We start from the raw sequence: 21,046 nt of genomic DNA on the forward strand, positions 1-21,046 counted from the left end.
CCACCAGAAAAAAAGAAAAACCAAATGATAGATTTTATTGAATATGTAGTTTCCGAACTGAAACACAAGAGACTATCCAAAGGAAATGCCTTATCACTCATAAAGCAATTTTCACAAAAATCGTCAACACAAGCAGTACATAAAGCAATTCATCCATTGCTGCATACCAACACGTCTGATTTCTATCAGCAGCGTTACAGCACCGTTTTGAATGGAAGCGAACCATTTTTAGCAGATCATCAAGTACGATTGGGCGAAGACAATCTTATGAAAATCTTGCCTGGCGTTGCGTATTTAGAAATGGCACATGCCGCGCTAGCAAATGCGTTGCCAAACATCACAGATACACATGTCATAGAACTTAAAAACGTGGTTTGGATGCAACCATTTTTTGTGTCGGAAGCGAAAGAAATTCATATTGAATTACTCACGGAAAACGAAGAAAACATTCAGTTTGAAATCTACAGTAGCGAAAGTAATGCACAGGAAACAATTCACTGTAAAGGAGAAATCAATTATGTTGAAAAAGAGGAAAACAAAACGCTAGAAGTTGAAAAACTTACAGATAACATGCATCGTGGCGAATTAAACACTGCAGAGATTTACGAAACGTATGCAAACTTAGGATTACAATATGGTGACACGCATCAAGTAATCTCAAAAATCTATCAAGGAAACAACGAACTCATTGCCAAACTCGAATTGGCGAACGCTTCAAAAGCAACACAAGAAAAATACACATTGCATCACGGAATGTTAGATGGTGCATTGCAAGCGAGTTTAGGTTTGGTGGATGATTTAGCAACTTTATCTTCTGGAAGTCCGATGTTGCCATTTGCGTTAGAAAATATTCAAGTATTTACTTCGTGTACAGAAGAAATGTTCGTTTGGATTCGCTATGCGGAAGGTTCTAAAAGTGGCGATACCATTACCAAACTTGACATAGATGTTTGTGATGCAGATGGAATCATCTGTGCACAACTCAAAGGATTTACGTCAAAAACATTTACAGTTCCAAGTCTAAAAACAATTGCAAATTCAGAAGAAGCGACAGTCGTATACGCAACACAAACTTGGAAAGAAACCAAAGGAGAAACTGCCAAAGTTGCATTCGATCACAACGAAATCATCTTCTATAATTTCGCTCAGGAAGACGTAAAAACGATTCAAAATAACCTGTCAAACGCATCATGTAGTGCATTTAAGGTTTCTTCTAAGAAAAATACAGCAGAAATCTACGAAGAAGTTTCATTGCAGATTTTCAAAAAAGTACAGGAACTCATTCAAAAGAAATCGCAAGGAAAAGTACACTTGCAAATCGTATATAATAACACTGCTGAAAATGAAATCTTTACAGGAATCACAGGCTTACTAAAAACAGCCGCTTTAGAAAATCCGAAATTCTCAGGACAAATCATTCTCACAGATCAAAATGACGCGAAAGAAATCACGAAGCAATTACAATTCAATCAAGAAAACTACATTGATACGGTTGTAAAATATGAAAATACAGTACGTTATGTGTGGCAATTGGAGGAAATTAGCTTACCAAATACACAAGAAAACATCAGTTTCAAAGAAAATGGCGTGTATCTCATTACAGGTGGATTTGGCGGATTGGGAACGCTTTTCGTGGAAGAAATACTACAGCAAACCAACAATGCAACCATCATTCTTTCTGGTCGTTCTGAACTAACATCTGAAAAAGAAGCAAAACTCAAAAAACTCACTGAAAATGGCGGAAACGTTGCCTATCGTCAACTAAATCTTTCAGACGAAAAACAAACAAAATCAGCAATTGCAGCAATCTTAAAAGAATTCGATCAATTAAACGGAATTCTTCACACAGCAGGAATGACAGCAGATAATTTCATTCTCAAAAAAACTACGGAAGAATTCACAAACGTACTGCAACCAAAAGTAATTGGAACGTACAACTTAAACCTTGCTACACAAAATACTGATATAGATTTCATCGCATTATTTTCATCAGGAGTTGCGGCACTAGGAAATCCAGGGCAAGGAGATTATGCACTAGCAAACGGATTCTTAGATCACTATGCAAACTATCAAAACAAACAGCAAAACAATACAAAATACGTTGCGATAAATTGGCCGTTATGGAAAAATGGTGGCATGGGATTACAAGCAGAAATGCTTGAAAACATGAAACAACAAACTGGCGTACGTCCGTTGGAAACCGCAAATGGTACAACAGCATTTCAACATTCATTAAACTTAGAAACTTCTTCACTATTTTTATTAGAAGGAGAAGCACAAAAAATTCGCAAACTACTCTTTGAAAAACCAGCGATAGAAACGATAAAAGAAATTACGGAAGAAACGCCAAAAGCAACAACGACTGAAACTACAGATAATCTAGTTGAAAAAACGATAGCATATTTACGAAAAGAATTCTCATCAGTCTTAAAAATATCGTTGCACAAAATTGACACACGCGCTCCGCTAGAACGTTACGGAATCGATTCTGTCGTAGCAATGAATCTGACAGGAAAACTAGAAAAAACATTTGGAACCTTATCCAAAACCTTATTCTTTGAATACCAAACGATTGATGAATTGGGCGAATACATTGCAGCAAACTTTCAAGAAAAACTACAAACACTATTTTCCATTGAAAAAACTGCGGTAAAATCTCCAAAAAAGCAAGTTTCAAAACCTGTTCAAAAAGTAGAAACGCCAACAATAACAAGAAGACAGCGAAGAAAATTCAAGAAATTAGGAGCAAATCAAAATGCATATTCAAAATCTCTAGAATCAGTTAACAACGAACCGATTGCGATTGTGGGACTTAGCGGACGTTATCCTGAATCAATCAATATAGAAGCCTATTGGAACAATCTAAAAAACGGAAAAGACTGTGTAACAGAAGTTCCAAAGCAACGTTGGGATTGGCGTGATTTCTACAACGAAGACAAAGCAAATCCAGGCGCACATACAAGCAAATGGGGCGGATTTATCACAGGAGTAGACGAATTTGATCCACGATTTTTCAACATCTCGCCAAGAGAAGCAAGCTACATAGATCCGCAAGAACGTATCTTTTTACAACATGCTTGGACAGCGATTGAAGATGCAGGTTACACAAGACAATCGTTACAAATTCCAATGGAAAACGATCAATCAGCGCAAATTGGTGTTTATGTTGGTGTCATGTATGGCGAATACAATCTCTCAGGAAGTTTGGCAAGTATCGCCAACAGAGTTTCGTACTTCTTAAATCTTCACGGACCAAGTATGACGCTTGATACGATGTGTTCTTCATCACTCACAGCAATTCATTTGGCATGTCAAGACATCAAACTTGGACGTACCAACATGGCAATTGCGGGTGGCGTAAACGTAAGTATCGATGCCAACAAATACAGCATGCTAAGCGCAGGACAATTCATTTCGAGTGACGGACACTGTCAAAGTTTTGGAGAAGGTGGCGATGGTTACATTCCAGGCGAAGGTGTTGGAGCTGTGATCTTAAAACGTTTATCAGAAGCAGAAAAAGATGGCGATCACATCTACGGAATCATCAAAGGAACAGCGTTAAATCACGGTGGAAAAACCAATGGGTATACAGTACCAAATCCAAATGCGCAAGCGGCAGCGATATCGAGAGCATTGCGCGAATCAAAAACAGATCCAAAACACATCAGTTATGTAGAAGCACACGGAACAGGAACAAAATTGGGCGATCCGATTGAAATTGCAGCGTTGACCAAAGCATATCAAATCTCAGCAGAAAAAAGTCACTGCTTAGTCGGTTCATCCAAATCAAACTTAGGACACTGTGAATCTGCCGCAGGAATTGCAGGATTTACCAAAGTATTATTGCAAATGAAGCACAAGCAAATTGTTCCTTCATTGCATTCCAAACGCTTAAATCCAAACATAGACTTTACGAAAACACCTTTTGAAATCAATCAAACCTTACGCGATTGGGAAAAACCAGTTGTTGAAGGAAGTACAATTCCGCGTTTGGCAGGATTATCATCTTTCGGAGCTGGCGGTTCTAATGCACACATCATCATACAAGAATACGAAACTAAACAAAACGATTATTCGTTAGAAATTTCAGAATTTCTTGTGCCTTTATCGGCTAGAATTGAACGTCAATTAATTCAAAAAGCAACTGATCTTTTAGCATTCATTCAAAAAAATAAAGAAACAATCAATCTTACGGAACTCGCGTATACCTTACAAATTGGTAGAGAAGCGATGGATGAGCGTGTCGGTTTCTTGGTCACTTCCGTAGATGACCTAATCGAAAAATTAACAGCATTTGTAAATGGTGACACCGAACACGGAGACATTTATCGCGGGCAAGTACAGCAAAACAAAGAAACCATTTCATTATTCAATTCGGATGTAGACTTTCAGGAAACCATCAACAAATGGATTGAACAGAAAAAATACGCAAAGGTTTTTGACTTATGGGCAAAAGGGCTTCAACTTGACTGGAGTACATTCTATGGCAATGAAAAAATACAGCGCATCAGTTTGCCAACCTATCCGTTTGCAAAAGAAAAATACTGGAATGCTCCGGAAATGCGAGGAAAAGTATTGCCAGAAACTCAAAATATTTCTGCATTACATCCATTAGTGCATGCAAATACGTCCAACTTAGACCAACAACGTTTTACGACGACATTTACAGGAAAAGAATTCTTTGTAAAAGACTATCAACTAAAACTCAACGGAACTGGCGCCAAAAAAGCGTTGCCTGCTTTGGCTAGTCTAGAAATGGCTCGCGCTGCCGCAGAACATATCAAACCTGCATCGAAAAAAGCAGAAGCAATTTCGTTGCAAGGAATTTCTTGGGGAAAACCATTTCTACTCAATGAAAACAAACAACTAGATATCATCCTTGAAAAAGAAGGTGAAAATGGTGTTTATTTTGAAATTACAAGCAAGCAAGAAAATGAAGAAATCATTCATGCGCAAGGACTGGCAAACTATGAAACTGCGGAACAAAGTTTCCAATTTGATGTAGCCAAACTTCAAAATGAATTACAGTCAAACACACGCGAAGCAAACGAAATTTACACCGCTTTTAGTGTCATGGGATTGTATTATGGCGCATCCAATCAGGTAATTCAGAAAGTATACATGAGCAAAAATTATCTCTTATCAGAAATTTCATTGCCAAAAACTATTGAAAACAGTCTAACAGATTTTGTACTACATCCAAGTATTTTAGACAGTGTGATGCAAGCTTCAATATGTCTCATAACCGATTTAAAACTGTCTGAAAACTACATGTTTATTCCTGTGGCAACGGATTCATTAACGATTTATAACGCTTTCACGAAGAAAATGTTCGTATTAGTTCAATATGACGAATCGCAAACTTCGGAAGATGCCGTATACATCAATGCAGATTTCTGTGACGAAAACGGAATTGTTTACGCTCAACTAAAAGGTTTAGAGTTACAACAAATCAAGTTAGACAGAACCGTCAAACAAGCAAAAAAGGTTACAATCGATCTAGAACCGTTTGTCATATTAGAATCAAAAATAGAAAAGCCAACAGACGTACAACTACGCGAGTTGTCTACCAAAATTGCGATTGAAGAAAAAATCATTTCGCCAAAACCAACAAATGTAGCATTAGCAAACACGCAAATCATACAAAAAGCAGCAATACAAAACGACGCGCCGACAATCAAAAAAATAAGTTTAGACGATTTTGACGACGCACCAAAAGTGGAAAGCGCAATAACTCCAAAACAAAAAGAAATCAAATTAATTGATCTCGATGTACCAAAAGTGGAAGCTGTAAAAGAAAAATCAGTAACCATTGAAACATCAAACGTTTCAGAAAACACTTTCTCAAAAGAACAACTCAAACAAATGCTTATCAATACGTTGGCAGATGCATTGTATCTAGAACCGCATGAAATTGACGCCGACAAATCATTTATAGACATTGGTTTAGATTCAATTGTTGGTGTAGAATGGATAAAAACGATCAACAAAGAACTAAACATGGAATTATCGTCTACCAAAATTTACGACTACGCAACTGTAAACGCGCTTGCCAAATACATACGTAGCGAAATGGAAAGTATGGAAAATGCAATTTCATAGCAAGTAATTACAGTACCAAAGAAACATTTACAAACACTGAGAAAATACTCAATCAAAACATACCAAAATGCATAGTTTAACCAAGACACAAATACAAAAACGTCTTATAGTAAGTCTAGCCGACGCACTTTACTTAGAACCTTCTGAAATTGATGCGGACAAATCATTTACAGATTTAGGTCTAGATTCCATCGTAGGCGTAGAGTGGATAAAAACTATCAACAAAGAATTTGATCTCGAACTCTCGTCGACCAAAGTATACGACTATTCAACCGTAAAACAATTGTCGGCGTATGTAGCGGAAGAATTAGCGAAAAATCCAAATGCAAACGTTGCAGCAGAAACGCAGAAAACTCCAGTAAGACCAGAAGTGAAAGTGGAACCTATGATGCAACCAAAACCGATTCAATCAACACCAGTTGTAAAGAAAATCGAATTGGAAACGCCAAAATCATCCACGAGTATTTCACTAAACTCGCTAACTTCTTTTCCGACTCTGACAAAAAAGCCACGAAAAAAACAAATAGAAAAGTTAAGTAGCGGATTTGAAGATGAAAAAATAGCCATCGTTGGAATCTCAGGAAGATATCCAGATGCGCCAAACTTGCAACAATACTGGGAAAACCTAAAAGCGGGTAAAAACTCCGTAAGAGAAATTCCAAAATCACGTTGGGACACCAGTAAATATTACGATCCAGATCCTACAAAACCTGGCAAAATATATTGTAAATCGTTGGGAATGTTAGATGATGTAGATTGTTTTGATCCATTATTCTTCCAAATATCGCCCGCGGAAGCAGAATCCATGGATCCGCAACACAGAATATTCTTGGAAGAAAGTTACAAAGCCTTTGAAGATGCAGGATATTCCAGAAACAATTTGAGCGACAAAAAATGTGGTGTGTACATGGGAATCATGAGCAATGAATACTCACATTTAATGGCAAAAGGAAACTCAAATTCCATCAATACAACCGCAAACAGTTTTGCCATTGGTTCTGCGAGAATCTCGTATTTTATGAACCTAAAAGGTCCAGCAATTCCTTTTGATACGGCGTGTTCGTCTTCATTAGTTGCAACGCATGTCGCTTGTCAAGGATTACTAAACAAAGAAATTGACATGGCACTTGCGGGCGGAGTTAGTCTATATCTAATTCCAGAATCGTATGTAGGAATGTGTCAGGCAGGAATGCTTTCGCCAGATGGACAATGCAAAACTTTCGACGATTCAGCAAACGGATTTGTGCCAGGAGAAGGCGCAGGAACCATTGTTTTAAAACGTCTAAAAGATGCAGAACGCGATAACGATCATATCTACGGAGTGATTATTGGTTCAGGAATCAATCAAGATGGAAAAACCAACGGAATTACAGCGCCAAGCGTAAACAGTCAAATAGAACTAGAACGTGAAATCTACAAACGTTACAACATCAATCCAGAGACCATCAGTTATGTGGAAGCTCACGGAACAGGAACAAAACTAGGCGATCCAATAGAATTAGAAGCCTTATCAACGGTTTTCAAAGAAAAAACAGACAAGCAAAATTTCTGCGGAATTGGTTCGGTAAAAAGTAATCTTGGTCACACGTCGGGTGCGGCTGGAGTAGCAAGCATTCACAAAGTATTGCTTTGCATGCAAAACAAAACCTTAGTGCCAAGTTTAAATGTAGAAAAGGAAAATACAATCTTCGATTTCAAAAAATCTCCTTTCTATATTTCTAGGGAAGAAAAACCTTGGGAAGCTACCATAAATGGCGAAGAACAACCACGCAGAGCTGCCATCAGTTCATTTGGTTTCAGCGGAACGAACGCACACTTAGTCATTGAAGAATATCCTCAAAACAAGGCAACTTCCAAAAAACGTCCTGAGATCAATACAGATGGTGTTCTTGTGCCAATCTCAGCAAGAACAGACGAACAATTGGCGCAGAAAATCACAGACTTACACGCGGCACTAACAACGAACAAAGCAAAATTGCATATCAATGATATTGCATTCACGCTACAAGTTGGTAGAGAAGAAATGCGCAAAAGAGTTGCTTTTGTAGCAACATCAACCAGTGATCTCTGTGAAAAACTAGAAGCGTACATTATTGGCGAAGAAAACATTCCAAATGTATATCTCAAGCAAAAAAATAACAACGATTCGTTAGACATTTTTGAAGACAATGCAACACTTAGTAAACTTGTGGACACTTGGATAAACGAAAAAACCTTTGACAAACTCGCTGAAATTTGGGCAAATGGAGTGGAATTGAACTGGGAACAATTCTACGGAAGTGAAAAACCAAATCGCGTCAACTTGCCAACCTATCCGTTTGCAAAAGAACGTTATTGGGCGGAAATTCCGGAAGAAACAGTACAAGTAGAAACACAAACTGTAGAAACAGTAGTTCCTGTAAAAGCTGTTCCTGAAAAAATAGGAAAACTACATTACACAACTGCGTGGAAAGCGACTGACATTGCTTCAAAAGAAACTCAAAATACTACAAAAAGCATCCTAATTCTTGATACAGACGAAACCTTATACAAATCGTATCAAAAGCAACATGCTTCAACAGAAAATCAGCAACTTATCTTTGTAAAACTTGCAGATACATACAAAGAAGTTTCAAAAACGGAATATCACATCAATCCAAGTCAGGAAAAAGATATTTCACAACTCATCGCGCAACTAGAAGCAAAAAATACATTGCCAACACACATCATTCATCACGGACTAAAAAGTGATGATGAAGTTGCAACAGCAATGCAAAACGGAATAGTTACACTTTTCAATCTCTGTAAAAACTTAGTAAGTCTAAAAACGAAGCTTGCCGTAAAAATCATTTCACTTGCTACAGATCGTTCTACCATAGCAACACCATTACAAGAAGCTTTTGGTGCATTCTTTAAAACGCTTTCGCTGGAAAATCCAAAATACCAAGCAAAAACCATTCTTCTTGAAGGAACAAAAATCACTTCGGAAACCATTACAGAAGTACTCACCAATGAATTTTCAGAAGAAAACTGGCAACACAACGAAATCAAACACATTGTTCAAGGCAATCAAAAAACGGAACGATTTGCAAAAAAAATACAAGTATTTTCGCCTGTACAACGAAACTTGGCAATTCTACCAATCAAACAAAAAGGTGTCTATCTTATCTCTGGCGGAATTGGCGGATTAGGCTACATTATCAGTGAATACTTAGCAAAAAACTTTGCATGTACATTAGTGCTTTTTGGTCGTTCTGCCTTAGACAAAACGAAGCAAGCGCGACTTGACAAACTAAATTCATATCAAGCAAAAGTAAGCTACAAACAAGTTGATGTGACAAACTTTGAAGCGGTTGAAAAACTCGTTCAATCCACGAAAACAACGTTTGCTACAATCAACGGAATCATTCACAGCGCAGGCGTAAGCAAAGATAGTTTCTTAATCAAAAAATCGTTGGAAGAAGCGCAACAAGTCATCAATCCTAAAATCTTAGGCGCTGTCAATCTAGACAAAGCGACCAAAGCGGAAAAGCTAGACATATTTGTAGTATTCTCATCAATTGCAGGTGTTTTAGGGAATTACGGTCAAACAGATTATGCGTATGCAAACAATTTCTTAGACGCTTTTGCAACACACAGAAACCATCAGACAACAACGAAAACACGTTTTGGAAACACACTTTCCATCAACTGGCCATTTTGGGAAGAAGGCGGTTTCTCGCTCTCAGAAAGCGACATTGCACAAGGAAAAGAATACATCGGAATTCATCCAATTGCTACCAACATCGGACTCGAATATTTTGAAGAATTCCTAAGCTCTGGAAAATCACAAACCATTGCATTATACGGAAATGAAGCAAAAATTAAGCAATACCTACAACAAGAAATTGTTACAGAAAAAGTTGAAAAAACACAAGTTACGACAACAATTGACGACTCAGAATTACTAGAAAAAACACAAATCTATCTTCAAGAACTCATCGGAAATGTCATCAAACTTGAGGCTTCTCGAATTGACATTGAAGAACCATTTGATGTCTTTGGAATCGATTCTATCGTCATCGGGCAAATCAACATCAGCCTCGAAAATGACTTGGGCGCATTGCCAAAAACCTTGCTTTACGAATATCCGACGATCAAGGAATTGGCAGATCATTTACACATTGAAGCAAAAGACCAATTGTACAAAGTATTGGAAATTTCGAAGCCTGAGCCTGTTGCTATGGTCGCTTCCGCAGAAATAAAACGCGATGCGATAAAAGCTGCAGTTCCACAAAAAACCATACAAAATCCGACACCAACTAGCGATGAACCTATTGCAATCATCGGAATCAACGGAAAATATCCAAAATCAGATACGATAGAAACGTATTGGAAACATCTCAAAAAAGGAAAAAATCTAATTGAAGAAGTTCCGAACACACGCTGGAATGCAGATGACTATTACGACGAAAACCCTGAAAAAGCTTCCGAAGGAAAAATGTACAGCAAATGGGGCGGATTTGTAAACGATGTAGACAAATTTGATCCAAAATTCTTCAAAATCACAGAGCAAGAAGCCAAAATGATGGATCCGCAAGAACGCTTATTTCTAGCTTCTGTTTGGGCAACCATCGAAGATGCAGGATATACCAAAAGCAGTTTGCGTACAAAATATCAAAAAGGAAAAGGAGCAGATGTCGGCGTATTTGTCGGAGTCACCACAAACACATACAACATTCTCGCAACTGATGCATGGAACGATGGAAACTACCTAAATGCAAGTGCATTACCTTGGTCTATTGCAAACAGAGTTTCATACTTAATGGATTTTCAAGGACCAAGCATGCCAATTGACACTGCGTGTTCATCATCATTAGTGGCAATTCACTTAGCTTGCGAAAGTCTCAAACGACAAGAATGTAAAGTAGCAGTAGCAGGTGGCGTAAACTTATACTTGCATCCTTCCAAATATCATTCACTTTGTGGCAAAGGAATGGTCGCAAAAGGAAACAAAAACTACAGTTTTGGAGCAGGAGACGATGGTTTTGTGCCAAGTGAAGGAGTTGGTTCAGTCTTACTAAAACCACTCAGCAAAGCTATTGAAGACAACGATCACATATACGCAGTGGTAAAAGGAAGCGCGTACGGACACAGCGGAAGTTCTAACGGATATTCAGCGCCAAATCCTAACTCACAAGCTGCTTTAATAGAAGAAACATTACAAAATGCGCAAGTTTCTCCAGAAACCATCAACTATGTAGAAGGTCACGGAACAGGAACACAATTAGGCGATAGTTTAGAAATCTTAGCCTTAACCAATGCTTTCAAAAAAGCAACTACAGAAAAACAATTCTGTGCGATTGGTTCTGTAAAAGCAAACATAGGACATTCTGAATCTGCCGCAGGAATTGCAGGATTGACAAAAATCTTATGGCAATTAAAACACAAAGTATTAGTACCGACAATCAATTCAGAAGAAGTAAATCCGAACATCAACTTTGAGGCAACACCATTTTATTTACAACATAAGGTAACAAGTTGGGAAAAAGTGAACAATACACCAAGACGTGCACTCATCAACTCATTTGGAGCTGGCGGCGTAAATGCTTGTTTAGTTGTGGAAGAACATGAGCACGAAACAAAGGCGGAAAAAGAAACAACAAACAACGAACCTCAATTGATAGTACTATCAGCAAAAAATAAAGAAAGTTTGGAGCAATATGCAAATCAACTCTTGGCTTTTGTGGGAAGAAATATCAACGAAAAACTTTCCAATATTGCATTTACACTTCAAGTTGGTAGAGAAGCAATGTCGGAACGTTTGGCTTTCATTGCAAAAGATTCAAAAGAATTAATGCAACAACTAAAAAGCTGGAGAAACAAGCAAACAACAGCAAATACTTTTGAAAGTACGCAAGAGAAAGGAGCAATTAAAAAACGATTCTCAAAAGATGAAAAAGAATACATTGAATTCTTGCTTGGCAAAAAGAATCTCACTGAAATTGCACGTAAGTGGATAGAAGGTGCAGATATCAATTGGAATAAATTATATACAAACCATCAACCAAAAAGAATCTCATTGCCAACCTATCCATTTGCCAAAGAAAGCTATTGGATTACAGATATAAACGCAACAAAAAGTTCAGTACAAACGCAACCTGAAACCGTTGGCATACAATTACATCCATTAGTATCTCACAATATCTCAACCTTGCGAAGTATTGGTTTTGAATCACTATTACATCACAACGAATACTATGCACAGGATCATACCATAAATGATATGCCAATATTTCCAGGCGCAGGATTCATAGAAATGGCAAACGTATGTGGAAACATTGCAGGTGAACGTAAAACGAGAAAAATCAAGGAAATCGTTTGGATGCATCCATTAACGTTTGAAAACAGTTCAAAATCTGTACAAACCTATTTAGAGCAAAAAGGAAATGCTACGCGTTATCAAATACGTTCATTAAACAATCAAAACGAATTGGTGACACATGCTGAAGGAAGAATTGTCTTTGAAAACAGTCGCGATGCTTCTACCGAAAATGAACAGGTTTCTATTGAAGCATTACAAGAAAAATGTCATAAAACGATTGACAGTAAGCAATATTACGAATCGTTCAAAAAATCTGGAATTGTCTACGGTGAAGCATTTCAAACCATTCAGGAATTACATGTAAGTGATACGTATACATTATCAAAACTAAAAATTGCTCCAAAACTAAGAGCCGATTTTGATCGCTACATCTTACATCCAAGCATCTTTGATGGCGCTATGCAAACTGTTGCAGGGTTATTAGCAAATTCAAATGCCAAAGATCCGCACATGCCTTTCGCTATTGATGAACTTGAAATGATTCGACCATTAACAGCAACCTGTTACGTCATTGCAGAATTTGCAGACAGTAACAACGGCATACAATCAGACATTAAAAAATTCAACATAAAAATTGTAAACAAAAAAGGCGCATTACTTGTAAAAGTAAGCAACTTCTATGCAAGAGCTGTTCGTCAGGAAACGACCAACGAAGAAGCACTTTCACTATAAACTGTCTACAACTAAAATATTAAAAACAACCATGTCAAAAAATCAATCACCTAACGAAACGTATCCTATTGGTGTATTTACATCCACATTTACAGGAAACGAACTTTTCTTAGCAGATCATATCATACAAGGACAAAAAATCCTTCCGGGAATGGCATATTTGGAAATATCCCGAGCTGCTGTGGCAAACTCTATAGAACTTGCAGACGATCAAATGATTGTGTTGGAAGACAGCGTCTTTGTGCAAGCAATCTTAGTCTCTCAAAAACGAGAAGTACAAGCCAAAGTATATCCTGGTGCTTTTGGTGAATTTGGCGTTGAAGTCATGACGAGTCAAGGTGTACACTTTCAAACAAAAGCGTTGATTCTCACAAAAGATGAAGTACGTAAAACGCATAAAATTGCTGAAACACTTCCCATTGCTGAATTGCAAGAAACATGTACGAAAGAAGGACCTTCCAAAGCAAAATTCTATGAAAACATGCGCAAGCGTGAAGTATTTCTTGGACCAAGTCACCAAGGAATCGAAACCATTCATATTGGCGATAACACTGCACTGGTAAACCTATCGCTACCAACATCAAGCCAGCGAAACATGGCAATGGATCCGGGAATGTTAGACAGTATCATTCAAGGTGGAATTGCCTTAGCGAGCAATCCAGAAGCAAATGTAGTTCCGTTTGCAGTACGAAATACCTTTGTTTTTGGCGAATTGACCGATACAATGTTTGCGTACATTGAAAAGCAAGAAGACGGAATGGACTATACAGTTTCCGACGAAAACGGAGAAATAAAAGTAGTCATCAAAGGATTTCAAGCACGTGAAATAGAAATTGCAGCACAAGAAGAACAATTGGTCTATTACAACGCAACTTGGGAAACTTCTGAAAATGCAGACGAAGAAGCACACGAAAATAAAACAATTGTCAAAGGCGCAAAAACCTATAACGAATTAGTAAAATCTACCTTTTCAACGGTAAAAAAACTAATCGAAGAAAAAGCGACAAATCACTTAGTAGAAGTACAACTTCCTAAAGACAAACCTTCATGGAAAGGAATTGTTGGTTTGCTAAAAACGGCTACAATTGAATATCCGAAAATTGAAACAAAAGTTACAGTTGAAAATAAGGAAATAGAAACCATATTCACCGAAGCTGATTTTTCAACAGACTCTAAACTTACGTGGCAGAACAACAAAACAATTCTCATCACAGGTGCGCTTGGTGGCGTTGGAAAACTCATCTGTCAAGACATTGCCGAAAAAAGCAACAACTGTACGTTACTACTTGTTGGAAGAAGTAAACTGACCAACGAACGCAAAAAGTTTATCAATCAACTTACTGCCAAAGGAGTCAAAGCAAACTATATTTCTTGCGATGTAAGCAATGAAGAAGAAGTACAAGAATTGATAAAAAACAATGCTGATATCAATGGTATCATTCACTGTTCGGGAAGCAACGCAGACAATTTCATCACCAAAAAAACACACAAAGAAATTGAGCAAGTCTTAGCACCAAAAGTACAAGGATTGCAATACTTAGACAATGCTACGGCACACTTAAAACTTGACTATTTTATCACATTTTCGTCCATTGCGGGCGCGCTTGGAAATGCAGGTCAAGCAGATTATGCTGCGGCAAATTCGTATATGGATGCGTATATGACAGATCGTGCTGAAAGAGTAGCAACACAAAAAAGCTACGGAAAAAGTGTCAGTATCAACTGGCCGTTGTGGGAAAGTGACGGAATGCAACTAGATGCAGAAACGAAAAAGAACTTGCAGGAAGTATTCAAAATAAAACCGTTGCCAGCAAAAGAAGGATTAACGGCGCTGCTGCAGATATTACAAAGTAAAGCAACACAAGTAGTAGTTTTATACGGAAGTAAGAAAAACATCAAAAACCTATTCAACAAACCAAAAAAGAAGAAAAAAACAGCAACACCAAAAACGTCAAATGTAGCTACTGAAACGGATGGTTTGCAAAAAGAAATCTCACAAAAAGTAAAAGAGCAAGTTGCAGCACACTTAAAACGTAAAATAGAACAACTAGACACTACGGAAGATTGGTCGGAATTTGGTTTTGATTCGATCTTACTATCAAGTTTCATCAACAAATTCAATGCGGAATTCAACTTAAATCTATTGCCAACGGTATTATTTGAAGCGACAAGTATTGATGCTTTTACAGAATATCTATACGAAAATCACGCAAGTACATTTTCAAATACAACTTCTTCTGAAAAACCACAAGACACGACACAAGAAGAAACTCAAAACGAAACTGTAGAAGAAGATGATATCACTTCGTTTGCGCGTAGTTTCAAGCAAAAATACAAAAGCAGAAACGTATATCGCGACAAGGATTTAGCCATTGTTGGAATGAGTTGTAAAATTGCTGGTGCAAACAATCCAGAAGAATTTTGGGAAATGCTCATCGGCGAAAAAGACATGATTAGCGAAATACCAAAAGATCGTTGGAATTGGAAAGACTACGAAGGCATCAGTAAATGGGGATCATTTGTAGATGACATTGCAGCGTTTGATCCGCTATTTTTTGGAATCTCGCCTGCGGAAGCCATTTACATGTCACCAGAACAACGCTTAATGATCCAATATGTTTGGGAATGTATGGAAGATGCAGGATACGCACCTGATGAACTCCGAGGAACCAACACAGGATTATTTATGGGTTGCGGACCAAGTAGTTACGTACATTTACTAAGTTCTATGCCTGTAGAAGCGTACTCAGCTACAGGAATGGTACCATCAGTTGGACCAAACCGAATCAGTTTCCTAATGGATTGGCACGGACCAAGTAATCCAATTGATACAGCGTGTAGTAGTAGTTTGGTTGCCTTACATCGCGCTATGGAAGCAATTAATCTTGGACATTGCGATCAAGCATTTATTGGTGGCGTCAATGCATTACTAACGCCAGATGTATACATCAGTTTCTCAAAATCGGGAATGTTGTGTGAAGATGGACGTTGTAAAACATTTTCAGACAAAGCCAATGGATATGTTCGTGGCGAAGGAATTGGTGTCTTAATGGTTAAAAAACTAAAAGATGCTATCAAAGATGGCGACAATATTTACGCGGTAGTCAAAGGAACTGCCGAAAATCATGGTGGACATGCCAATTCATTGACTGCTCCAAATCCAAAATCGCAAGCAGCAGTTATCAAAAGAGCATTGCAAGATGCAGAAATGGATTTCAGTCGTGTAAGCTATGTAGAATGCCACGGAACAGGAACACCATTAGGCGATCCGATAGAAATAGAAGGTCTAAAAATGGTTGCTTCATCAAGTGCTGCTTCCAAAGAAAAGCAAGAATGCAAACTCGGAAGTATCAAATCAAATATAGGACACTTAGAATATGGCGCAGGTGTGGTAGGATTACTAAAAGTAATTCTTCAAATGAAACATGAAAAAATTGCCAAAACGTTGCATTGTGATGCGGTAAATCCATACATAAAACTAGAGGGAACACCTTTTAAAATTGCACATCAATCAAGCGATTGGAAACAAAACGTTACACAACCACGTGTTGCAGGCGTTAGTAGTTTCGGATTTGGTGGTGTAAACGCACACATTGTCTTAGAAGAATATCTAGAACCTAAAACAGTAACAGAAGAAAAAACGCAAGAAACAGCACAAAAAATGGTTTTTGTTGTTTCTGCAAATGATCCTGACGGACTCAAAAAATACCTTTCCAAATACAAAGAATACATTCAAAAAGCAGATCAAAATACCGAAACGCTTGAACGTATTGCATACACCTTACAGACAGGTCGTTCTGAAATGCCCGAACGTGTCGCTTTTGTAGCAGATTCTTTTCAAGATTGGGAACAACAAATAGATGCATATCTCAACGAAAATGACGTAAAAACTTCTGGGAAAATCTTTAGAAACTCAGTCTACAAAAAGAAAAATAAAAACACAAAAAAGGACGAATCGCAACGTGAATACATTCAAAAACTAATAGCAGAAAATAACCATGAAAAAATTGCGGAACTCTGGACAGAAGGTGCCGCAATCGATTGGGAATTACTCTATCAATAATAAACAAACATAAAAACTCATAATCAAAACAAAAAGAGAAACATACCAAAACTCTCTAAAACAAATTAAATACCAAACACATGAAATTAGTTGGAATTGAAGCAATAAACGTACATGCAGGATCAGCATGTTTAGACGTAAAAAAATTGGCAGAACATCGAAATCTAGACATGACTAGATTTGAAAACTTATTAATGAAAGAAAAAACGGTTGCATTGCCGTATGAAGATCCAATTACCTATGGCGTAAATGCTGCCAAACCTTTAATTGACGCGTTAAGTCCTGAAGAACGTGACCGAATTGAAATGGTGATTTCCTGTACAGAATCAGCTTTCGACTTCGGTAAATCAATGAGTACCTACTTTCACGATCTTTTAGGATTAAACCGAAACTGTCGTTTATTCGAGCTAAAAAATGCTTGTTACTCAGGAATTGCAGGTTTACAAACTGCGGTAAACTTTATCCTATCACAAACATCGCCAGGCGCAAAAGCCTTAGTGATTGCCACAGATGTATCACGATTTATGGTAGAAGAAGGTGGAGATGCACTCACAGAAGATTGGTCGTTTGCAGAACCAAGTGGTGGCGCAGGAAGTGTCGCTTTATTAGTGAGCGATCAACCACACATATTCCAAATTGATGTTGGTGCTACTGGATATTACGGTTACGAAGTAATGGACACTTGTCGTCCAACTGCTGATGGTGATGCAGGTGACTCTGACTTATCATTACTTTCATACTTAGATTGCTGTGAAAATGCATACTTAGAATACGCAAAAAGGGTAGAAGGTTGCGATTACAAAACTACCTTTGATTACTTGGCTTTTCACGCACCTTTTGGTGGAATGGTTAAAGGAGCACATAGAAATATCATGGGCAAAGTTACAGATGTGAAAAGAAAAGATATCGAAGAAGATTTTCAGCGTAGAGTAATGCCAGGACTCGATTACTGTCAGCGTGTAGCAAACATTATGGGCGCAACGGCTTTACTATCATTAGTAAGTACCATTGCCAACGGAAACTTTGATGAGCCAAGACGAATAGGTGTTTTCTCTTATGGTTCTGGTTGTTGTTCAGAATTCTTTAGTGGTGTTGTCAACAAAGAAGGACAAGAGCGTTTAAAGAAATTCAACATCAAAGAAAAATTAGACAATCGTTACGAGATGACAATCGAAGAATACGAGCAATTGCTCATAAACAGTAATGCCGTAAAATTTGGAACGCGTAACACTAAATTGGATGCAGATTTCATTCCGCAAGCAAGAAAAGCACTAGGAAAAGAAACACTATTCCTAAAAGAAATAAACGAATTTCATAGAGAATACGAATGGATATCTTAAACACCACAAATTACGATACATTACAGGTAAAATTGAAGGACGAAATTTGTTTCATTCAAATCGATCGTCCAGAAGAAAACAATACCATCAATGATCGTTTGATACATGAATTTAAAGCCGTTTTGGAAGTCTGTGAAACGGAAGCAAAAATTGTTGTCATTGAAGGTTTGCCAGAAGTATTCTGTTTTGGTGCCGATTTCAAAGCAATCAACGAAAACACAGATAACCAAGAGCAAAACCCTGAACCATTATACGACGTTTGGTTGCAACTTGCTACAGGATCATTCGTATCAATTGCACACGTTCGCGGAAAAGCAAATGCAGGTGGCGTAGGATTTGTAGCTGCGTGCGACATTGTGCTTTGCGAAGACAAGGCAGTATTCAGTCTATCGGAATTACTATTCGGATTAATGCCAGCGTGCGTATTGCCATTTCTAATCCGAAGAATGGGCTTTGCAAAAGCAAACTATCTCACAATCATGACGCAACCTGTCAATGCGCAACAAGCCTTAGAATGGGGATTGGTAGATGCCTGTGAAGAAAACTCTAAAAACTTGCTCAGAAAGCACTTATTACGCCTCCGCAGATTGAACAAAGCTGGTGTAGCACGCTACAAAAAATACATGAACAAACTCGATTCATTACCAGAAAACTCAAAATCTGATGCCATTGCGGCAAACATTGAAGTCTTTTCGGATGAAGAAAATGTAAACAAAATCAAACGATTCGTGAATACGGGACAATTTCCGTGGGAATAAAAAAACAGCGTATGGAAAATGTAGTAGAACTTACTGAAATTGATGATGCCATCATTCAAATAAAAATGCAAGACAAAAAAAGTAAAAACACTTTTTCGCAAGCATTGACAGATGGACTCATCAAAGCATACAAATACATTGAAAAGCAAGAAAAATACAAAGCTGTAATTCTTACAGGATACGATACGTATTTTGCTAGTGGCGGAACGCAAAATCAATTAATGTCGCTTTCAGATGGTAGTGGTTCAAAATTCACTGATTTCGATCTATATAGTTTGTCGTTAAACTGCCCAATTCCTGTAATCGCAGCAATGCAGGGTCATGGAATTGGTGGCGGATTTGCCATGGGATTATTCGCAGACTTCGTCATACTGAGCAAAGAAAGTATTTACACGACCAACTTTATGAAATACGGCTTTACGCCTGGAATGGGCGCAACGTACATTCTTCCCAAAAAAATAGGAATCACCTTGGCGGAAGAAATGTTGCTAACTGCCAGAAACTATCGCGGAGACGAACTCAAAACACGTGGCATTCCATTCAGCGTTTTACGTCGTGAAGAAGTGATGCATCACGCATATGAATTGGGAAAAAGTTTAGCAGAAAAACCACGTGTTTCGCTTGTTGCACTCAAAGATCATTTAGTAGCAGAAATGCGAAACGAGTTGCCAAAAGTCATTCAACAAGAAGTGAAAATGCACGAAATTACCTTTGCACAACCAGAAGTAAAAGAACGCATCAAAACACTATTTGGACAATAAAAAAAGCGTAAAAAGAAATTAATGAGTAAGAAAAAAGTTTTTCTGTTTTCAGGACAAGGTTCGCAGTATTACGGAATGGGTAGAGAATTATACGAAAACAACAAAATTTTCAACTTTTGGATGAATGAATGTAGTGAAATCGTGTCTTCTCATATAGGAACTTCACTCATTGAAATGCTATACGATCCGAGTAAAAAAGGAGAACCTTTTGATGAGCTTTTGTATACAAATCCAACGTTGATAAGTGTACAATACAGTCTCTTTCGCATGTTGCGTGATATTCAAATTGAACCAGATTATGTAATGGGTTACAGTTTAGGTGAAATCACTTCGTGTATTGCTTCAGAAGTGTTATCGCTAAAAGATGGATTAAAACTTTCTGTAGAAATTGCAAAGTTGGTAGAAAAGAACACTCCAAAAGCGGCAATGTTGGCAATCATGTCGGGAAAAGAAATCATTGTCCAAAATCCGGACATATTCTCAAATTGCTGGCTCATTGCGACTAACTTTTCACAAAGTTTTGTGGTTTGTGGTTTGCCTGAAGAAATACAAACATTGCAAAAAGCATTACAACAAGAAGGAATCATTTCTCAGCAATTGCCTGTCAACAACGGATTTCACACACCATTAATTGATCCTGTTGAAGATAAACTCAAAGAAACAGTACAAGCAGTACAGCTTTCAAAAGGAAAAGTTCCCATAGTTTCTTCAAAAGATTCGAGTATCAAACATGAAATACTGCATCAGGATTTTTGGGAAGTATTGCGCTATTCTGTCAACTTTGAAAATGCGATAAAAATGATGGTCAATCAACAGGATTGCGTATTTATAGACTTAGGTCCAAGTGGCTCATTAGCAACATCAGTAAAATACATTCTAGAAGAAGATGCAACATCAGTGCCGTTGCAACTCATCAATCAATACGGAAAAAATTTACAAACATTTGAAAAGTTCAAAGAAAGCTTTTCAAAAGTACAATAACATAAAATGAAGAACGAAAAAATGGC

At 37.7% G+C, this 21,046-nt stretch carries 7 protein-coding genes; all 7 read left to right on the forward strand.

Annotated features, from left to right (window positions below):
• The first annotated feature begins 24 nt into the window (after window positions 1-24).
• The 7 genes from KAOT1_RS04030 (at window position 25) to KAOT1_RS04060 (ending at window position 21,020) form a co-directional block, all read left to right on the forward strand.
• On the forward strand, window positions 25-6,102 hold the full coding sequence (locus KAOT1_RS04030) for an SDR family NAD(P)-dependent oxidoreductase (RefSeq protein WP_007093434.1): 6,078 nt from the start codon (window positions 25-27) through the stop codon (window positions 6,100-6,102).
• A 67-nt stretch (window positions 6,103-6,169) separates the two neighbouring features.
• The gene (locus tag KAOT1_RS04035) at window positions 6,170-13,117 is read left to right on the forward strand and encodes an SDR family NAD(P)-dependent oxidoreductase (RefSeq protein WP_007093435.1); all 6,948 of its coding nucleotides are present in this window, start codon (window positions 6,170-6,172) and stop codon (window positions 13,115-13,117) included.
• 31 nt (window positions 13,118-13,148) lie between these two features.
• Entirely contained in the window at window positions 13,149-17,180 is a 4,032-nt protein-coding gene (locus KAOT1_RS04040) for an SDR family NAD(P)-dependent oxidoreductase (RefSeq protein WP_007093436.1), read from the forward strand.
• A gap of 80 nt (window positions 17,181-17,260) precedes the next feature.
• Window positions 17,261-18,520, forward strand: coding sequence for a hydroxymethylglutaryl-CoA synthase family protein (locus tag KAOT1_RS04045; RefSeq protein WP_007093437.1), 1,260 nt, complete (start codon window positions 17,261-17,263; stop codon window positions 18,518-18,520).
• Window positions 18,508-19,278, forward strand: a complete 771-nt coding sequence (locus KAOT1_RS04050) for an enoyl-CoA hydratase/isomerase (RefSeq protein ID WP_007093438.1) — start codon at window positions 18,508-18,510, stop codon at window positions 19,276-19,278. Before KAOT1_RS04045 ends, KAOT1_RS04050 begins: the two co-directional genes overlap by 13 nt.
• A gap of 11 nt (window positions 19,279-19,289) precedes the next feature.
• The gene (locus KAOT1_RS04055) at window positions 19,290-20,039 is read left to right on the forward strand and encodes a polyketide synthase (RefSeq protein ID WP_007093439.1); all 750 of its coding nucleotides are present in this window, start codon (window positions 19,290-19,292) and stop codon (window positions 20,037-20,039) included.
• A gap of 21 nt (window positions 20,040-20,060) precedes the next feature.
• Window positions 20,061-21,020, forward strand: a complete 960-nt coding sequence (locus KAOT1_RS04060; protein ID WP_007093440.1) for an acyltransferase domain-containing protein — start codon at window positions 20,061-20,063, stop codon at window positions 21,018-21,020.
• Window positions 21,021-21,046 lie beyond the last annotated feature (26 nt).

The organism is Kordia algicida OT-1, assembly GCF_000154725.1.
Taxonomy (GTDB): domain Bacteria; phylum Bacteroidota; class Bacteroidia; order Flavobacteriales; family Flavobacteriaceae; genus Kordia; species Kordia algicida.